The following is an 18,554-nucleotide window of genomic DNA, read 5'->3' on the forward strand; positions in this document are numbered from 1 at the left end:
CGGGTTTGGTTTGTGGCGTTTTTGACCGCGAACTTGTTGCTTTTGCCTTGCTGCCTCTTCCCGTCACTAGGAACTTGAATCAATGTTGATGCGATTGATCCCTCGTTTTGTTTTGCCGCTTTGTTTCTTTTCGGTGGTGTTTTTCGCCGCGACTTGTGGGGCGGGCGAGAAGGCCTCGCAAGCGGATGCCGCGGAGGAATCGTGGGTTTCGCTTTTCGATGGGGAGTCGATGGCGGGGTGGGAGAAAGTTGGCAAACGGGACAGTTACTGGGAAGTTGAAGACGGTGCCCTGTCAGGGTCTGGCAGTCAGTCGATGTTGGTTTGTACGAAAGGCCCGTACAAGAATTTTCGATACCGTGTTGAAGTGAAAATCAACGACGGTGGCAATTCGGGAGTCTATTTCCGTACCACACGGAAACCAGGTTTCATGGATGGATACGAGGCTCAGGTCGACAGCACTCACCGGGACCCAATTCGCACGGGTTCGCTGTACGGTTTCTGTCACGTTTACAAGCAACACGTTAAACCTGACACCTGGTTCACTTATGAATTAGAAGTCCGCGACGATGTCTGGCGGGGACGCGAGATGACACGGGTGAAGGTGGCCGTCGATGGCAACGAACTGTACGAATACATGGACTTCGCCAAAACCTATCCCGCGGGCCACTTTGCGTTCCAACAGCATGACCCTGGTAGCAAAGTTCAGATTCGCAAAGTCGAAGTCATGCCCCTGGACGATTGAATGCCACCCAGGACGAATGTTGCTGGTGTCGGCGGTCCTGCTGCGGTGGATCCGGGCCCGTTGCTTTGCTTGCAGAAGCTGAAGAGTTTAGAAGCGGCGATTGATAATTAATCGCGTTTCATCGGCGGGGATCCAGCACCGTCGGCCGTCGGCTAATTCGATCTCGAGCCAGTCGTCGCGGCGTGAAAGGACGCGGAATTCCAAACCGTCATGCAGCGACTCGTTGAAGGCGGTGTTGTACGTGTAGGAAGGGCCTTTGCGACCATAGATTTCACCGACGATGACAACCCCTTCTCCGCCGGAATGCATGTGGGCGTTAACGGCTAAAGCGATTGCAGCAAGAACGGTCGTGGTGGCAACGATGCAGCTGATTTTGGTTGCGAGGTTGCGATAGCGTTCATGGATCAATAGCAGTGCTATTAAACCGAAACCTAGAGGCACAATCGCCGCGCAGATCCAACGAAGCGGAAGTGCGCTCAGGCTCAGCGAGCGAGGTTCTTCCAATACGTCGACCGTTAATGCTCTCGCGGCACGGAGGTTTTCTCGGACCTGTTGGTCAAAGGGGCTGTAAATCTGAGCTTGACGATAACATGCGATGGCCCGCCCCAGTTCACCGGATTGGAACCATGCGTTGCCGGCGTTAAACCACGACGCACCCGGGCGGTGTTCTGAAGTGGCTGCACTCTCGAACTTCAACGCAGCCTGAGAGTACAACGCATTGGTTTCGGGCAATCCTGGCGTCGACTTCAGCGCTTCCTCAAAGAACGATTCCGCTTCGTTCCATTCTGACCCGAAGCCGATCGACGGTGTTAACGCTCCGATGAGCAGAAGGAGAGCGGAGAGCGTGCGGAATTTTGCAAACAAACGATCGGCAAGATGGTTGAGATTCGGCACCGTTGACGTCGGTTTCTGTTTCGAGAAATCAGATTGGTCGGCTGCCTCGTGTGCTTTCTCGATTAGCTCGATGTCGTCGTCTGCTAAGTCGAGGTCACGCAGCCGCCGTTGTGCATCCCCGCTCGTCCATGCACCTTCGGGCATTGAAAAACCCGTTGCCAGAAAGTTGCGGAATGCGAGCCATTTTTCGGTGGTTCCCTCGGGTGCGTTTCGCAGTTGTTTGTAAGCGAGTGCCTGAAGTCGATACAACGGGTTAATTGCGCGACGTCGTCGTTCGATCACCCAGGGACGAGCGATCGCGTAAAGCACGACGCCTGCGATTAGCCAAACGTAGAGATATTCGGCCAGGATTCCGGAGAAGCGATTCATGAAGTCTGTCATCTGTGTTGGCCGTGCGTTGTGCCAAATTCCATCGGGTTGATCAGTTAAGGTCGGTTCTGTCACCAGCCTTCGGACATCGAAAAAACGACTGCCTTCGTGCGGGTTGACCGTCAGGGGCACCGAAGCGGTTTGAATGTCGCGGTACGTTCCACGCTCGCTGTCGAAAACCGGGATTTGTAATGAGGGAAACGCGGTGACGTTGGTGGTAAGCGGGCGTACTCGGGCGCGGAACCCGGTTCCGTCGGGATACCAGGTTCGGCCGAATTCGGGTGAAACATGGAATCGACCACGCAGGCTACGTTGGAGTGTGAGTGGTTTCAGGTCCAGCATGCCGTGCGGTGCGTTGCTGTGGACGCGAAGATCGACCTCGACGACTTGCCCGACTTCCAATTCTTGGTCGGAAATCGAAACTTCGATTTCGCAAGGAGTGAAAAGGTTACTGAACCTTTCTGAACGATTTTCGCCGGGCAGAGGCTTTACGTCGATTGACATCGGCGGTGATTCGGCAAACACCCGCTCGTAGGACGTCAACGACGAGAGCGGTTCAAACAGTCCGTTGTTGTAGTAGGCGGCGTAAGGAGCGAAGGCGCCACCGTTTCCGTTTTGTAAGGCAACTTCCAGTCGCACCGCCGGAATCTCGATGAGCCCCGGTTTGTGAAACCGGACGAACATTGAGAAATGCACCGTGCCGAACTGTGTCGGTTGATCTTCGGGTGGTACACGTTCGACAATAAGCCGTCGACCACCGAAGGGCATTCCCATTTGGCGGTCTTCTTCCGCGGTGCAACGCGGGATTACGACTTCGATGTCATCGTTGTTGAAGAAGGCTGGGAAACAGCGCAAAGATCGGAATCGATTGGTGGCCTCTCGGCTCGACCATGTGACGTCCATCCGCAGTGGATCGCCCGCGTATACCGTAGTTGATGCGGGCGACAGTTCGAATCGCATTTCTTCGCTCGATTTGGGAGCACCGACGATGAACTGGGTGGCGGGGGTCCGATAGGAATGTGTCTCGGAGACGAATTCGAGTGAAGGGAAAACCGAGAGACCGGTGCGTCGTGGTAGGAAACGGATTACTGCTTTATGGGCGTCACCACTCCGAGTTTTTGCGCTGATGGATATGTCGATGAGGGAAACATCGTCGCTGATCGGCATCTCGTCCGGTTCGACGACCGATTCGGGAACCTCAACGGTGGCTGTCGCAACGACATCGGTGAACCAAGTTACTTGATCCAAATTCAACGCGACTTCGCTGATCTCTCTCTCAACGGTGGTCGCGTCGGTTTGGTTGGGATCGTTGGTTGCTAAATCGTTGGTTGTGATGTTATTGTTCGGACGGTTGTTTTCCACCGGTCCGTTTTCGTTTTGCGCGAACACGACCGACGACGAAACGATGGTCAAGACGATGAGCAGCAGCAACGACGTCATGCGTGAGAATTGAAGCGAGACCGCTGTGTTGAACCGTGTGCGTGCGCGAAAGACGGAAGAAGCAATCATTACCAATCTTTCTCCACGTTCGCCTGATTGCTCTTTGCTCGCTGCTGTTGTCTGAACTGCAAACTGCCCTGCTCTTCCATCAAGATATCTTCGACACTGTAGTTGGGCACCGGCAGCGGTTGCATGGACGAACCGCTCGCGAAGTCACCTTGTCCTTGCATCGATGACATCATGGCTTCTTCGGAGTCACTCGCTTCCATCATCTCATCGTATTCGGCGTCTTCATCCCACTCGCCTTCATCTGATTCCCCTGAATCGTTGCTCGATAGCATTTCAAGAATCTCTTGGATCTTTTTGATCGCGACGAGCTGTTGATCGCGTCCCGCGGGCCATGAGTTCCATTGTTGAAGTTTGCCGATCGCTTGTTCCTGCGCGTCGACGACTTGATCCATCAGTCGCAGCGGTTCCTCTAAGACGCTGACCTGTGGTTGCGATGAGTCGTTCACCTCGGAATCCGAAAGCGGGGCCTCGTTTTGCAATGAGATAGATTGGTCGATTGATCGCATGATCTGTCGAATCGAGGAACCTTCGTCGTGGAGCGATCGTTGAGTCTGCCTAAAACGTTTGGCGTCGGAAGACGCGGAATCGGGAGCCGATGGTGGAGGTTCCACGCCGGATTGGCCGCGTCGAGATCGCGTGTTCTGATTGGGGCGACCAGGAATTTCGTTTCGAAGTTCTGTCTGTTTCTCTTCTAGTTCTTTGAGCAGTTTCAATAGGTTTTGCATCTGCTCCTGGAGTTGTTGTTCGCGTTCATCTTCTTCCTCGATCAGTTGAATGTAATTCTCGATCAGCGATGCGGTGGGATCGAGTCGCATCGCCGCTCGCACGAATCGCGGGTTCATTCGGCACGCTTCCAAGAAACAGTTTTGTGCAATTTGGGCTCGCGAAAGAGCCTGTCGCGGTTCCGCTTCGGCTTGCTCCTGTGCTAGCGACACGTGACACAGTCCTTGATTGAATCGAATGGTTGCTAGTTGCGTTGGGGTAAGGCTCGAGGCGAGCCATTGTGATTCGATTGCATCGAACGCTTCCAATGCTTCGGAGGTTTTGCCGCTGTTTTGCAAACGGGCCGCTGTTTCAAATTGGCTGGTAAGACTCGTGTCCTCCGCGTTCACGGTGTTCCAGCCGATAGTTGAGAGCAATGCGATTAGCAGTAAGCTGGGCGATGGATTTGACGTCGGTTCACGCGTCGAAAAATGTTTTCCGGAAAGATGTCCAGCAATTTCCGCGGCAAGCAACATGGCAATCGCGATTCCGATGAGTAGGAGGCCAACTTCGCGGTAGACCACGTAGGTTTCTCCTCCCGCGGTGCCTGCGATCGGTTTGTTGATCGCGTATTGCGCATAGGTGCCGGCGAGGTCGAATGCCGATGTGCCGGCCGAAACATAAGTTGCATCGGTCGACATGCGTGCGAGCTGTTGCAGGCCCGTTTCGTTGAGTTTTGTCATTACGACATGACCATCGTGCTTCAAAACGTCTGGCTCGCCATCGTCTGATTCGCCATCGTCTGATTCGATTGGGATTCGAGATCCGACGGTGGAGTCTCCGATGCCGATGATGAGTAGACCGGTCTCGTTTTCTTGAAGCAGTTCGGCCACCCGCTTGTTTTGGTCGCCGTGTTCCTCGCCATCCGTCAGCACGACGAGATCCTGCATGCCCTTGCGTTCGGAATCGAATACGTTGTCGACGCTCTTTTCGGTCGCCGAGAGCAACGTTGTACCGCCGAAGTCGACTGCCCGCGGAGTCGCTTGGTCGAGCATGTAGCGGACGAATTCGTAGTCATGCGTGAGGGGGCAAAGGATGTTGGCGCTGCCCGCGTAAACCACCAACGCTACTCTTTCGGATCGAAAACTATCGAGTGCGTCGCGGATGCCATTTTTTGCAGCTTCGAGTCGCGAGGGAAACGCGTCTTTGGCCAGCATGCTTTGGGAGACATCGAGTGCAAAAACAACGTCGCGACCGCTCTGGGTGACCGAATGACGCCGAGGAAAAATGCCAGGGCGAGCGACCGCCAATAGTAGGAGCAGCAGCGCGAACAGCCGCAAGCCATCACGTAAAGAGGAGGGTTGGTTTGTGGAGCCACCCATTTGCCGGCGAACGATCTCGCGACGTTTCCGTGCACGGAGCATCAGCCAGCCGACCGGAATCAGAGTTAACAGCAACGCCAACAGGCTCGGGTTTTGGAATGCAAATGGACTCATGGCACCGTCCGCAACCAAGTCGCTTCGAGGATCAAGGCGGGGACCAACGCGAACAAGCCAACTGCGAGTGGCAGCCAAAACAATTCCGATACTCGTGTGTAGTTTCGAGTCACGATTCGCGACTGTTCGAGTTGGTCGACTTCGGCGTAAACCGAGAGCAGCGAATCGAAGTCAAATGCGGTTCGAAACAGTCCACCTGTTTCCGTTGCGATGTGTTCGAGCACCCGTTCGGCTTCGGAAAGCTGCGGTGGAGCTGAAGGGGAATTGGGATTGCCCGGCGCGTGGTCACCGAGACTGATGCAGTAGATGCGACATCCCCATTGACGGGCGAGTCCCGCCGCCTCGATCGGTTGGTGTTGCCCCGAATTGTTTTCGCCGTCGGTCAAAAGGATGATGACGCGGCTAGAGATTTCGCCTTCGAGACTTCGACGTTGGCGGACTTCGGGATCGTCGAGTTGTTCCAGTCTCGCGGCCGCTACCGCCAAGGCATCACCGTAGGCGGTGCCGTCTTCGTTGGGACGTTCTTGGATCTCGAGTGAGCGAACGAGCTGCAATAACGCGTCATGACCGAACGTCAGCGGGCTTCGTGTGTCGGCGTACCGCGCGAACGTGACCAGCCCTAAAAGATCGCCTTCACGACCGCTGAGCTCTTCACCGTCACCGGCGATAAACCGTTCCACCAATTCTTTTGCGACTTCCATTCGTGTTGTCTGTTCTTGGTCGGGCAATTGAATGTTCATTGCCATGCTGCTGCTGACGTCGACCAACAATTGGATTGCGATTCCTTCATTGACCTGAGTCGTGTGTGTTGATCCGGCCTGCGGCCTCGCCATAGCCAAGATGAACAAGGTCATGGCGAGGACACGGAGGGTCGGTGGGATCCAAAGAAACCGGGCTCTTCCCGAATCGGCGTGTTGCCAGAGTTGCAACGAGGGGACGGCGAGGGTGCCCCGGGTTCGTCGTTGGAAGAAAACCGCTATCGCGGGCAACGGCAGTAATAGCAAGAGCCATGGGTAGGCGAAGCTCATACCTGCAGCTCCGTTTGCAACGTGGAAGCCAGTGCAGCCGCATCCCTGGCGTGCTCCGGCACCTGGGCGGTGTGAGCGTACAGTGTCCGTTCGATCGTGGATCGCGTTTCGTGGGAGAGTTGGTGTTGAGGATCGTGTAGCAGCCGTTCGAGGTCGTCTCGTGGGATCGTTCCGGATTTCAAATCACGAATGATGCCATCTGTTTGTAAACGTGGTGCGTCCGTTTGAACGGTTTCTTCCGGTGCTCGTTTTCCAATGAGGAGACCGCCCAAAATGAGTAGTGCGAGCAAGCTCAGCACCGCCGCGACGGTTGCCGCGAATCGAGGAGATTGTTTGGCATCAGGCTGTTCGGCGGGCAGTGGTTCGGGCGTGTTTTGGAGATCGGTTTCGCCGAAAGGGGCCACCTCTAATTGCAATGCAGGAAGTTCGATTTGTTGGGTGCCCTCAGCCGTCGTGAGTGACACGGAGGCGTCCTCAATCACGGTGGTTCCCGAGGCAACGGGTTGGAAGAGCAGGCTTTCACGCTGTCGATATTGGCCTTTGGAAAACTCAACAGGCACTCTCTCGATAGCGATCGAATGCAGTTCAGAATGGGAGGGGACGTGCAATTCGAATTGTCCCCAACGCGTCCGGTTCATCTCCACGCGGAGTTCAACAGCTTCGCCAGGGTGGGCATGCTCGGGATGAAATCGTGCGGTGATCCCCGCAGACAGGTCGGTGGCTTGGGTAGTCAGCCAACCGGTAGCACCGCAAAAAACGATGATTGCAATTCGAACGAACTCCATCACGTTCACCCTCCCGTTTCGTCGGCAATTCGTCGCTGACGTGAATGGAAGAATCCCGCCAACGCCGTCACGCAATCTTCGCCCACGGCGACCTCCATCAGGCTAATTCCGCACTGCAGCATTTGTTCCTGCAAATCAACGTGATGGGGGCGATCTTGATGTTGAGTGCGTGACAGATCAACGTATCGATGATCACCGGTCTCGGTGTCCTGCATGTGGACGAGTTCATTGATCGAGTCCGTTTGGGCGGGCGGTTCAAGAACGTTGACTGCGTTGACGTCGTGACGGCCGGCGAGAGCTCGGAGTTCTTCGAGGTAGTCGGGAGCGAGGAAATCCGACAGCACAAACACCACCGAGTGTTTTCGGGCCATATGTCCGAAACGACTTAATACCGATTCAAAATGAGTGGTGCGGCCTTTGGGTTGAAAATGAAGGAGTGTGTCCATGATCCGCAACGCGTGGCGTCGTCCTTTTCCCGGTGGGATCACCATTTCGACGCGGTCGGAGAATAGGATCAGGCCCACACGGTCGTTGTTACGGATCGCGGCCATGGTCAACAGCGATGAAATTTCGACGATCGTCGCCCGTTTGCGTCCCTCAGGTGATTCGATAATCGAGGCGGAGACGTCAACCAAGAGATAAAGGAATTGTTCTCTCTGTTCGATGTACCGTTTGATGTGAGGTTCGCCGGTGCGTGCGGTTACTTTCCAGTCCATCGATCGGACGTCGTCTCCGGGTCGGTATCGGCGCACGTCTTCGAACTCGATCCCTTGTCCGCGGAAGATCGAGCGGTATTCGCCCGCGAGCAGATGCTCAACCGGTCGTCGGCACTGCAACTCTAAGAGCGAAAGCCTAGAGTCGGATTCGGCAACAGACTCCGTGATCATGACTCAACCACTGGCACCGCGTCGAGCATTTGTTCGAGCAAGTCGTCCGAGGTCACGGAATCGGCTTCGGCGCGATAAGTGATCGCCAACCGATGCCGAAGTACATCGTGCGCGATGTCTTTTACGTCCTGGGGAACCGTGTAGTCACGCCCATTCATCATGGCGTTACCTCGTGCAGCGAGCGACAGATAAATCGACGCTCGGGGTGAGGCACCAAACCGTACGTAACGTTCGATGTCCAAATTGTATTTGGACGGATGGCGTGTGCAGTCGACGAGGCGAACGATATACCGTTGAATCTTTTCATCCAGGAACGTTTTGTCCAAGACGGCACGCATCTGTGTCAGCTCTTCGAGCGTCAGTACCGGCTGGATATCGATCTTGGCTTCCGTCTTAGCCATCCGCTGCATGATTACCAACTCGTCTTCCATCGACGGGTAGCCGACCTTCAGTTTAAACATGAAGCGGTCGACTTGTGCTTCAGGGAGAGCGTAGGTGCCTTCTTGCTCGATCGGGTTCTGCGTCGCGAGTACCAGAAACGGCGATGGCAAATCAAAGGTCTCTTTGCCGAGGGTCACCTGTTTTTCCTGCATCGCTTCGAGCAAGGCGGATTGCACCTTCGCCGGGGCACGGTTGATTTCATCGGCCAACAAGAGGTTGGCAAACACCGGGCCCTTTTCGGGCGTGAACGTGTGGTGCCGAGGGTCGTAGACCAAGGTCCCCGTGAGGTCGCCCGGCAAGAGGTCAGGGGTAAACTGAATTCGGCTGAATTGAGCCTGAACGGCATTGGCTAGGCAATTGACAGTCAATGTTTTAGCGATGCCTGGCACACCCTCCAGTAGCACGTGCCCGTTGCACAGCATCGCGAGTAATAACCGGTCGACCAGTTCCTGTTGCCCCACCACGAATCGTGATACTTCGGTTCTTATCTGATCCAGTTTCGTGCTGGAATCGATCATTTGCGTCGCCATCGAATGGTGTTGTCGTAAGGTGGGTGGCTGTTTCTATCTAGCAGGGCCGCTCGACCAGCAGAGCTCTAATTGAACACGTTTTTCGAAAACACGCCACATGGGCGGCTTCATTCGCACCAGCGTGGACAAACGTCGCGATTCCCTCGTGTCGGTATAACGCGAGGGGCGACCTGTCGGCGACGCGTTTGTCGTGGAATGTTAGCGAGAACGTGTGCGCTCGCGTGCCCGAGGTGACCGCATGATAGTTATCGAAACTCGGCAAGTGGATCGGCCGGGAAGTAACCGAGCAAGAAAGAGGCGGCTAGCAATGTTTGAAGGGCGATAATCGACGAATGGGGAGGTTGGCGGGGTCGGCGTCGGGGGGCGGTCACGAACGGAACCACCACACGGCATCGTCGAGCAGCTATCTTTGGTGAAACGAGCTCTGGCAATTTTTAGAGAAGATGTGCGGGGGGCTCGCGGGACGGCATCCAACACAGAGGTGGAAAACGAGATATGAATACACTCACCAAACTGATTCTCGTCATCGGTTGCGTTCTCCTCATTGACGCTCGCTCGGGGCGTGAATGTCGGGCCGGTAATTGGGATCGTCCGAATGTTATTTTGGTGATGGCTGATGACATGGGGTGGGGGCAGACTGGATATTACGGTCACCCGATACTCCAAACGCCGAATCTGAATGCGATGGCCGCGCACGGATTACGAATGGATCGGTTCTACGCGGGCGGACCCGTGTGTTCGCCGACGCGAGCGAGCGTGTTGACGGGGCGGACGCACGATCGTACGGGAGTCTTGTCTCACGGGTACGCGTTGCATCGACAAGAGCGATCGATCGCGTCGGCCATGCGGGCAGCCGGATATGCAACGAGTCATTTTGGGAAATGGCATCTCAACGGTGTGCGTGGTCCGGGAGTACCGGTGCTGGCATCGGACGCTCACCACCCAGGGCACTTTGGATTCGATCATTGGCTCACGGTGACCAATTTTTTCGACATGAATCCGATCCTGAGTCGAATGGGTGAGTTTGAAGAGTTTCGTGGTGATTCATCGGAAGTCATCGTCAAAGAAGCTCTGAAGCACATTAGTCAATTTGCCGAGGAGGGCCGCCCTTTCTTTACCGTCATCTGGTACGGCTCTCCGCACGGTCCTTGGGAAGCGTTGCCGGGTGACCAGATTGCCGGAGAGCGTGAGAAGTCCGCGCATCATCACGGTGAACTCGTCGCCATGGACCGCAGCATCGGCACGCTTCGCGATGGCCTCCGCGAGTTCGGCGTGGATCGGGACACGCTCGTTTGGTTTTGCAGCGACAATGGTGGGCTCCCCGGTGTCGGTCATGATTCGGTTGGCGGACTGCGCGGCCACAAGGGAAGCGTTTGGGAGGGCGGGATTCGTGTTCCCGCTATCATTGAATGGCCCGCGAAAATTCGGCCCCGGGTGACTTCATATCCCGCGTCAACGATGGATATCTTCCCGACTCTGGTTGATGTTGTCGGTTTGCCCCGAGAGGTAATGTTGGAGAATATTGATGGGATGAGTCTTAAGCCCCTGATGGCGGGCGAGATCGAGCGACGTACCAAACCGATACCGTTTCACTACAACGAAAAAGCCGCGATCATCGATAACAGTTTGAAGATCGTTCAGGAGAAAATCGGTAGTGACAAATATCTATTGTTCGACCTCGATGCGGACAAGACTGAATCGACGGATCTCTTTGCCGCACGACCGGATGACGCCGAACGCATGAAAGCAATCCTTGATGAAACGGTAACGTCGATCAAACGCAGCCAAGCGGGTGAGGATTATCCCGAAGGTGAGGTGACACGTGAGGGGCCTCATGGACGCTTCTGGACCGAGATTCCTGATTATCAAAGGTTCCTCGATGAGTGGAGCTTGCGTCCTGAGTATGCAGGGCAGATTCGAAAGAGCCAAACGGCGAATGGTAAGGCGACGAAGTAGCCGAGCATGCGCCTAATCTGATCGCTTTGAACCATGTCGAATGCAGCACTAATGGGTTCAATTATTGAGTAGGCGATTCGGTTTCGTCTTTGAGGTGAGTTGATTCCGAGTCGCGACGCCTTTCTTCGGGCTTTTCTTTCAAAATGTCCGTAACGTTACCTCGTTTTTTGACATTTCCAAGTTGGGCAACGTCTTGCTGAATCGAGGTCTCCCGACTCGCGAGTACGAATTGCGACTGTCTCTGATGCGTGTGCCGATGTTGCATAGTGGCCGCAATTGCGTCTTGCCGGGAAACACCATCCGCTGGCATCGGGCGAGAGAACGTTTTCACGAATCAACGTGCTGCTGATACCGCGGACTGTTCGTTTCGTGCGTCGCGGACCGAATCTCGGTTACGCCATTTGCGATAAGGAATGGTTGCTCCATTCCGTATTGCCGAGTGAATGCCCGCATTCTGTACGGTTACAATCTTTAGTAGCCATCAAATGGAACTCCTTTGACTCAACTCTCCGTGTCCCCCTTAGGAATCTACCTGTGAACGAAATCCCTTCGTCTTCGAGTCGTCGAAACTTCATCAAGCATACCGCGGGAGCCGCTGCGGTGGCGTCGTCGGTTGGGCTGTCGGCTCAGCGAGCCCAAGCTGCCGCTGGTTCCAATGAACGCATGCGAATCGGATTTATCGGCCCAGGCGGTCGAGGATTTGGCGCTCATGTGAAGTCACTTTGTCAGCTCCATGAGTCGGGACGGCAGATCGAATTGGTTGGTGTCGCCGAGGTATACGAAACTCAACGAGACCGCGTTGCCGATCATATTAAGGAACACACGGGGACCAACCCCGGACGTTATGTCGACTACCGCGATATGATCGAGAAAGAAAATCTCGATGCGGTTTGTATCGGGACGCCCGACCACTGGCACCACAAGCAAACCGTCGACGCGTTGAAAGCCGGTCTAAACGTCTACTGCGAAAAGCCGATGACGAAGACGGTCGAGGAAGCGTTCAGTGTTGAGAAGCACTGGAAGGAGAGTGGCAAGGTCATGCAGGTCGGCGTGCAGTCCACGAGTCTTCCCGTGTGGGACGAGGTTCGCGCGTTGCTGCAAGAAGGAAAACTCGGCAAAGTCCTCGGGTTCCAGACCGAGTATTTCCGCAACAGTGATGTCGGACAGTGGCGTTACTACAAACTCGAAAAGGGAATGACGCCCAGCACGATCGACTGGAAACGTTGGCTCGGAAGTGATGAGGGCTTGGCACCGGAGCAGCCGTTCGACCGCGAAGTCTTTCGGCAGTGGCGACGATTTTGGCCCTTCGGCAGCGGGATGTTTACCGACCTATTTGTTCATCGCACCACGTCGATGTTGAAGGCGACTGGATTGCGGTTGCCCGGACGCGTTACCGGTGCGGGAGGGATTTTTATGGAGTATGACGGACGCGATGTTCCCGATGTCGCTACTGTGGTTGCCGACTTCAACGAGGGAGTCCAGGGATTAATTACAGCGACGATGTGCAATCAAGAGTCACGCGTGAATCAATTGATTCGTGGCCACTTTGGTACGTTCGAGTTCGGCAACGGAGAACAGTTCGACGGTTTTGATTTTGTTCCCGAGCGTGGTCCGGTCACGCACGTCCGTCAGGCTCCTGAACGTATTTCGACGACACCCGTCAAAAATACGACGCTGGCGCACTTTGAAAATTGGCTCGATGCATGTGAAGCGGCGGATCCGATGAAGTGCAACAACCCACCGGACTTGGGTGCGTCGGCAATGGCGGTTGTTAATCTCGGCGCGCAGAGTTACCGGAAGGGCAAGGTGTATTTCCTTGACGGTGAGAAGCGAGAAATTTCGACCGACGATCCTGGGTGGGCGAGTCGTTGGGAGAAATTGTCGGCCGCTCGTGGTGAACCGAATCATATTCCTGGCTGGAAGGCGGGCGATTACGGCAGCAAACTGATTGATCCCGAATACATGAGATACGGCGGTCCGTGGACGGACGGGGTGGATCCGTCGGAAGCGTAGGCGGGGCTCGTCACGCTCGGTTTGTTGCGTGACTCAAACGCAGGCGAGCGAGTTGTGTGTATGCAACTCGCTCGCGGATTGGGTGAGCAGCAATCCTCACGCTTTTGCTAGACCGTGGCGGGATTAGAAACGAGGGCGATTGAGAATCTCGCGGATTAAGAACGCTTGTCGTACGCCATCGGGGCGCGCCAGCATCGCCTTCAGTTCGCTCGCGGTGCTGGTCTGGCGTTTGGCAGGTTTTGCGTGGCCATGGGAGAGCCCCACTGAGTGTGAGATATCGGCGGGTTGAACGCGATTGCTATCGAAGCCTCGACTTTCCTCTTCGAGGATTTCGATGCCGAGGATGGTTTCGTCGTCATCGTCGTAATCCAACTGTGCCGCGTCGACCTGACGCTCACTCAGTGCGTTGGTGTACTGTCGCGGGCGCGAGCGGTTTTCTTGCTCGGCCGCACGTTGCGCTTCGACGCGCTGTTCGAGCGACTTTTGTTGTCGAATCTCGGCGGCGCGGCGGAGGAATTCTTCGAGATCGTTAGGCATCGCGGGGCGACCTTCGTAGAGATGATTATTGGTGTGCGTTGATGCTGGCCGATTCCGGACGTTCACCTGAGAGCGAACGCCGCATCTCGGTATCCGCGATGACGTTCTGCATTCGGTAGTAATCCATGATCATCAATTGGCCGCTGCGAAACGCGTCGGCCATGGCTCGCGGCACGGCGGCTTCGGCTTCGACGACTTCGGCCCGGCTCTGTTCGATCTTCGCTTGCATTTCTTGTTCTTCAGCGACGGCCGCGGCCCGTTTGCTCTCGGCATTTGCACGGGCGACGGCGGTGTCGGCTTCCGCTTGGTCGGCCTGCAGGCGGGCACCGATGTTGGCACCGACGTCGATATCCGCGATGTCGATCGAGACGATCTCGAACGCGGTTTGCGAGTCGAGCTTTTTGGCGAGCACCGCTTTACTGATCACGTCAGGATTTTCAAGAACGGCTTTGTGGTTGTCGGCGCTGCCGATCGCACTAACGATCCCCTCGCCGACCCGCGCGATGATGGTTTCCTCGGTGGCACCGCCGATCAATTGTTGTAGGTTGGCTCGGACGGTGACGCGAGCCTTGACCTTCAATTGAATCCCGTCTTTCGCGACCGCGTCGAGCGATGGTTTGGCGGCCCCCCGTGGCGGGCAATCGATGACTTTCGGGTAGACGCTTGTCTGGACCGATTCGAGAACATCGCGGCCGGCCAAATCGATTGCGGTGGCTTCGCGGAAAGTTAACGAAATTGTTTTGGCTTTCTTCGCGGCGATCAGTGCCCGGATTACCTGTTGCACGTTTCCGCCGGCCAGGTAATGAGCCTCCAACGCGCCGCCCGTCAGGTCGGGATCGTCGAGCCCCGCTTGGGTCGCCATGATCTTGCTTCTCACGATGGCCCGCGTGTTGACTTTTCGGAACGTCATCGCGATCAGGTTGGAGAAGCCGATGTTCGACTTCGTCAGCACGGATTGAATCCACAATCCGAAATAGCTGGCAAAGACGAAGAAAATCACCACGATGGCGACAAAGATCACCAACGCGCCGATGAGTGCGGCCATGTTCGTATTGGAGATCGCCGCGACCAGGCGGGGAGCCGAGACAAACGTGTCTTGAAGCAAATTCATGTGGCTTTTCGAGTGAAATTGGGGATGACGATTGGGGAAGAGGCGGACGGGCAATCGTCTCGGTATTGTAGCAGCGTCCGGCCCGATGGTGTGCCCGATTCATGCGATCTCGATCCCGTGAGGGGCGTGTCTCACTATGGAAAGTAAGCGAGTTCAGCTAAACTAGTGCACGGCCATCACCCTGTATTCGAATTGCTGCTGCGATTCTTGCAAAAGATCACATCCGCGGTGGGGACTTTGCAGGGGGATCCGGAGGTTGAAATGGCGAGCCTTTCTTCGCAAAAAGTTTCTCCTGTTTGAAACAACCGCTGGGCTCTCCGGTTCGGTGGCATTAAGGGCGTTGGCGGACATGTCTCCGTGAGCGACCGTTCGAGCGTCTGACATTTTCCTTTTCCAGTAGAATCTTCCAACGATGGCAACTCAGCGACTAACGAAACACAACGCAGCGATGATCCGCGCGGGCGTTTCGTTGTTGACCGATCGCGGGGCCGACGCGTTATTGCTGTTGTTGGACGGTGGGACGGACTGGAAACGGGTGTCGGAACTGTCCGATGCAACCAAAAATACTGTGATTATCGCGGTCGACACCCTCGATGATCTCGACGGAGCGGCCGAGGCGGGGTTGCGTCCGTTGGCCCTGAACAAAGAAAAGGCGCCGTTGCTCGAGCGTCTCCAAGAAGCGTTGCTCGAAGCCGCCGCCGATGAAATGATCCGCACCAACGGCGAAGTCGTCGCCGTGTATAGCGGTTTCCAACAAGGACGGCTCGATTCGATCAGCCACCTGCAGTTGGACGAGCGAATGCGGCGATTCACGGTCCGCGACCTGCAAACGCTCGAAAGCAGCGTGCCTCTGAAAACGATCAAAGCGGTCGTGGACCTCGCCTCGCAGATCGGTCGGGAAGGCCGCGAGGGAAAACCGGTGGGCACCATGTTTGTCGTCGGGGATACCCGCAAAGTTCTCGAGCATGCCAACGACAGCGGCGTCGACCCGTTTCGTGGTTACAACAAAAAACACCGCAATCTGCTCGACCCGAAGGTTCAAGAGGACGCGAAAGAGGTCGCCCAACTCGATGGCGCGTTCGTGGTTACCAGCGAAGGAATCATCGAACGCAGTCGTCAAATGCTGGAGGTGTCTCACGAAGACTTGAAAATGACCAAAGGTCTGGGGTCGCGACATTGGGCCGCAGCGGCAATTACGCGCAAAACGAAAGCCGTTTCGGTCGTCATTAGTCAGTCCACGGGTACCGTGCGTTTGTACCAAAATGGCTTTTTAATCCTGCAAATCGTGCCGATGGATAAGGCCGTGAAGTGGCAGGAGTTCGCCTTCGAACCGCCGCCGCAATCCACCGAAGACTGATCGCTTCGCCGATCGCTGGTCGTTCGCGCCTTGGCTCGGATTTGTTAGCTTCAACAGGCAATGAGGAACCCCACGGCGGGGCTCAACTTTTTCTGTCGCCAACTAATCTGAATCCGTCACCATGACCAAGACACGAACCGAACGCGACTCGATGGGCGAAGTTCACGTTCCCGCAGACGCTTATTACGGTGCCCAAACCCAACGGGCGGTCGAGAACTTCCCAGTCAGTGGTTGGGAATTGCCTTCCTCGATGATCTCGGCGATGGGACGCGTCAAGCTCGCCTGTGGAATCGCCAACCGTGATCTCGGCAAGCTCACCGGCAGCGGCAAGAACCCGCTTTCGGACAAACAAGTCGAGTCGATGCTTGCCGCTGCGACCGAAGTCGCCGAAGGGAAGCTCAGCGGCCAATACCCCGTCGATGTCTTTCAGACGGGCAGCGGGACGAGCAGCAACATGAACGTCAACGAGGTGATCAGCAACCGCGCGATCGAAATCGATGGCGGTGATCGCATGGCCGAAGTCAAGCCGATTCATCCCAATGACCACGTCAACATGGGACAGAGCACCAACGACACCTTCCCGACCGCGATTCATGTCGCAACCGCTGTTGAAATTCAAACACGATTGATCCCCACGCTCCAACGGATGCACGCGGCGTTAGTCGAGAAAGCAAAAGCCTGGGACAAGATTATCAAGATCGGACGCACTCACCTGATGGATGCCACGCCATTGCGGTTGGGGCAGGAATTCGGTGGGTTCGCACGTCAGATCGAATTGTCGATCGCTCGTGCTGAACGTGCCCGCGACGCGGTTCTGGAATTGCCCGTCGGTGGTACCGCCGTCGGCAGCGGAATCAACACGCACCCTGAGTTCGGCGCTCGTGTCGCAGCAAACCTCGCTGAGCAAACCGGGATCGCTTTTGTCGAGGCGGTCAACCATTTCGAAGGCAACGCCAATCGTGACGGCTTGGTCGAATCACACGGCGAACTGAAATGCATCGCGCAGACTCTGCTCGGAATTGCCAACAGTATTCGGTGGTTAGGCAGTGGCCCACGTTGTGGTTACTACGAGGTCAAGTTGCCGACCCGGCAGCCCGGTAGTTCAATCATGCCCGGCAAGGTCAATCCGGTCATGTGCGAATCCCTGATGCAGATCGCCGCACGCGTGATCGGCAACGATGCCACGATGACGATCAGTGGCGGTTGCGGCGGCAACTTCCAGCTCAATATCATGATGCCCGTCATGGCTCACACATCGCTCGAGTCGATCCGATTGCTCGATGGCGGTTGTGCCGCGTTCATCGACTTCTGTATCGAAGAAATGGAAGCCAATGAAGAAGCCTGCAACGCCGCCGTCGAACAGTCCTTGTCGATGTGCACCAGTTTGAATCCGTTGATCGGATACGAACAGGCCGCCGCGTTGGCGAAAGAGGCGTTCAAGACCGGGCAAACGATTCGCGAACTCTGCGTGCAGAAAAATATTCTTCCCGAAGATCAGCTCACCGAAGCACTTGATCCGTGGAAGATGACCGAACCGCAGGCGTAGGTTGGTGTCATGAGGAGTGAAGCCGTCACGACCTTGAACCGCACTTTCTCATGAATAAGAAACTCGTCCGCACGAGCAAATTTCTCAGCCTGGTGCTGCGGCATCAGCCTGAGGTGATCGGAATGAATCTCGACCGGGAAGGTTGGCTCGATATCGGTCAGTTGATCGAGAATGCCAACCGACGCGGCAATGTGATCACGCTGGAAATGCTCCACGAAGTTGTCGCAACCAACGAGAAGAAACGTTTCGCCCTGAGTGAGGATGGGCTGCGGATTCGAGCCAGCCAGGGACATTCCGTGTCGACGGTGAATTTGAATCTACCTCCTTCTGAACCGCCGAAGCTGCTGTATCACGGCACCGTCGCCGTGTTTCTCGACAGCATTCGCCAGCAAGGACTGCAGCGACGATCTCGCAATCATGTTCATCTGTCCGCGGATCGTGAGGTCGCCAAAATGGTCGGCCAACGGCGTGGTAAGCCCGTGATCCTTACCGTCGCGGCGGAAGACATGAACGCAGATGGTCACGCCTTTTACTTGTCCGCCAATGGCGTATGGCTGACCGAGGAAGTGCCGGCATGCTATTTAACATTTCCGTGCAATTGAAAATAGGGACACTGGTCATCGTTGGTGCCAAGTGTTCACCTCGGCGTTC

Annotated in this window: 14 protein-coding genes; 6 read left to right on the plus strand and 8 right to left on the minus strand. The window is 55.8% G+C overall.

The window, feature by feature from the left end; translation table 11 throughout:
• The first annotated feature begins 82 nt into the window (after window positions 1–82).
• Window positions 83–742 (plus strand): 3-keto-disaccharide hydrolase, encoded by a 660-nt coding sequence (locus tag FHS27_RS05595; RefSeq protein WP_184302829.1) that lies wholly within the window; start codon window positions 83–85, stop codon window positions 740–742.
• Window positions 743–829: 87 nt separating this feature from the next.
• On the opposite strand, the gene FHS27_RS05600 is transcribed toward FHS27_RS05595, so the two are convergent.
• The 6 genes from FHS27_RS05600 to FHS27_RS05625 are packed head-to-tail and all read right to left on the minus strand — an operon-like array spanning window position 830 to window position 9,383.
• Window positions 830–3,514 carry a hypothetical protein gene (locus tag FHS27_RS05600; RefSeq protein WP_246419147.1) on the minus strand — a complete coding sequence of 895 codons (2,685 nt, stop codon included), beginning with the start codon at window positions 3,512–3,514 and terminating at the stop codon, window positions 830–832.
• Entirely contained in the window at window positions 3,514–5,712 is a 2,199-nt protein-coding gene (locus FHS27_RS05605; protein WP_184302831.1) for a vWA domain-containing protein, read from the minus strand. The genes FHS27_RS05600 and FHS27_RS05605 overlap by 1 nt, the downstream gene beginning before the upstream one ends.
• Window positions 5,709–6,740: a vWA domain-containing protein gene (locus tag FHS27_RS05610; RefSeq protein ID WP_184302833.1), complete on the minus strand. Its 1,032-nt coding sequence runs from the start codon at window positions 6,738–6,740 to the stop codon at window positions 5,709–5,711. Before FHS27_RS05610 ends, FHS27_RS05605 begins: the two co-directional genes overlap by 4 nt.
• Window positions 6,737–7,528, minus strand: a complete 792-nt coding sequence (locus FHS27_RS05615) for a hypothetical protein (protein ID WP_184302836.1) — start codon at window positions 7,526–7,528, stop codon at window positions 6,737–6,739. Before FHS27_RS05615 ends, FHS27_RS05610 begins: the two co-directional genes overlap by 4 nt.
• 2 nt (window positions 7,529–7,530) lie before the next feature.
• Complete coding sequence (locus FHS27_RS05620; protein ID WP_184302839.1) at window positions 7,531–8,412, minus strand: DUF58 domain-containing protein; 882 nt, start codon at window positions 8,410–8,412, stop codon at window positions 7,531–7,533.
• On the minus strand, window positions 8,409–9,383 hold the full coding sequence (locus FHS27_RS05625) for an AAA family ATPase (protein ID WP_184302841.1): 975 nt from the start codon (window positions 9,381–9,383) through the stop codon (window positions 8,409–8,411). The genes FHS27_RS05620 and FHS27_RS05625 overlap by 4 nt, the downstream gene beginning before the upstream one ends.
• Before the next feature lie 495 nt (window positions 9,384–9,878).
• Between FHS27_RS05625 and FHS27_RS05630 the strand changes: the two genes are divergently transcribed.
• Window positions 9,879–11,339 carry a sulfatase family protein gene (locus tag FHS27_RS05630; protein WP_184302844.1) on the plus strand — a complete coding sequence of 487 codons (1,461 nt, stop codon included), beginning with the start codon at window positions 9,879–9,881 and terminating at the stop codon, window positions 11,337–11,339.
• Between the two features lie 534 nt (window positions 11,340–11,873).
• Window positions 11,874–13,352, plus strand: coding sequence for a Gfo/Idh/MocA family protein (locus tag FHS27_RS05635; protein WP_184302848.1), 1,479 nt, complete (start codon window positions 11,874–11,876; stop codon window positions 13,350–13,352).
• Between the two features lie 123 nt (window positions 13,353–13,475).
• Here the strand turns inward: FHS27_RS05635 and FHS27_RS05640 are convergent, their stop codons facing one another.
• On the minus strand, window positions 13,476–13,889 hold the full coding sequence (locus FHS27_RS05640) for a hypothetical protein (protein ID WP_184302851.1): 414 nt from the start codon (window positions 13,887–13,889) through the stop codon (window positions 13,476–13,478).
• Window positions 13,890–13,914: 25 nt separating this feature from the next.
• Window positions 13,915–14,934 (minus strand): flotillin-like protein FloA, encoded by a 1,020-nt coding sequence (gene floA, locus FHS27_RS05645; RefSeq protein WP_184303365.1) that lies wholly within the window; start codon window positions 14,932–14,934, stop codon window positions 13,915–13,917.
• 478 nt (window positions 14,935–15,412) lie between these two features.
• On the opposite strand from floA, the gene FHS27_RS05650 reads away from it, so the two are divergent.
• From FHS27_RS05650 to FHS27_RS05660, 3 genes are all read left to right on the plus strand, one after another.
• Window positions 15,413–16,357 carry a DNA integrity scanning protein DisA nucleotide-binding domain protein gene (locus FHS27_RS05650; RefSeq protein ID WP_184302854.1) on the plus strand — a complete coding sequence of 315 codons (945 nt, stop codon included), beginning with the start codon at window positions 15,413–15,415 and terminating at the stop codon, window positions 16,355–16,357.
• A gap of 121 nt (window positions 16,358–16,478) precedes the next feature.
• Complete coding sequence (locus tag FHS27_RS05655; protein ID WP_184302857.1) at window positions 16,479–17,903, plus strand: class II fumarate hydratase; 1,425 nt, start codon at window positions 16,479–16,481, stop codon at window positions 17,901–17,903.
• Window positions 17,904–17,953: 50 nt separating this feature from the next.
• Window positions 17,954–18,505: an RNA 2'-phosphotransferase gene (locus FHS27_RS05660; RefSeq protein ID WP_184302861.1), complete on the plus strand. Its 552-nt coding sequence runs from the start codon at window positions 17,954–17,956 to the stop codon at window positions 18,503–18,505.
• Window positions 18,506–18,554: the final 49 nt, after the last annotated feature.

The organism is Aporhodopirellula rubra, from assembly GCF_014192335.1.
GTDB classification, from domain to species: domain Bacteria; phylum Planctomycetota; class Planctomycetia; order Pirellulales; family Pirellulaceae; genus Rhodopirellula; species Rhodopirellula rubra.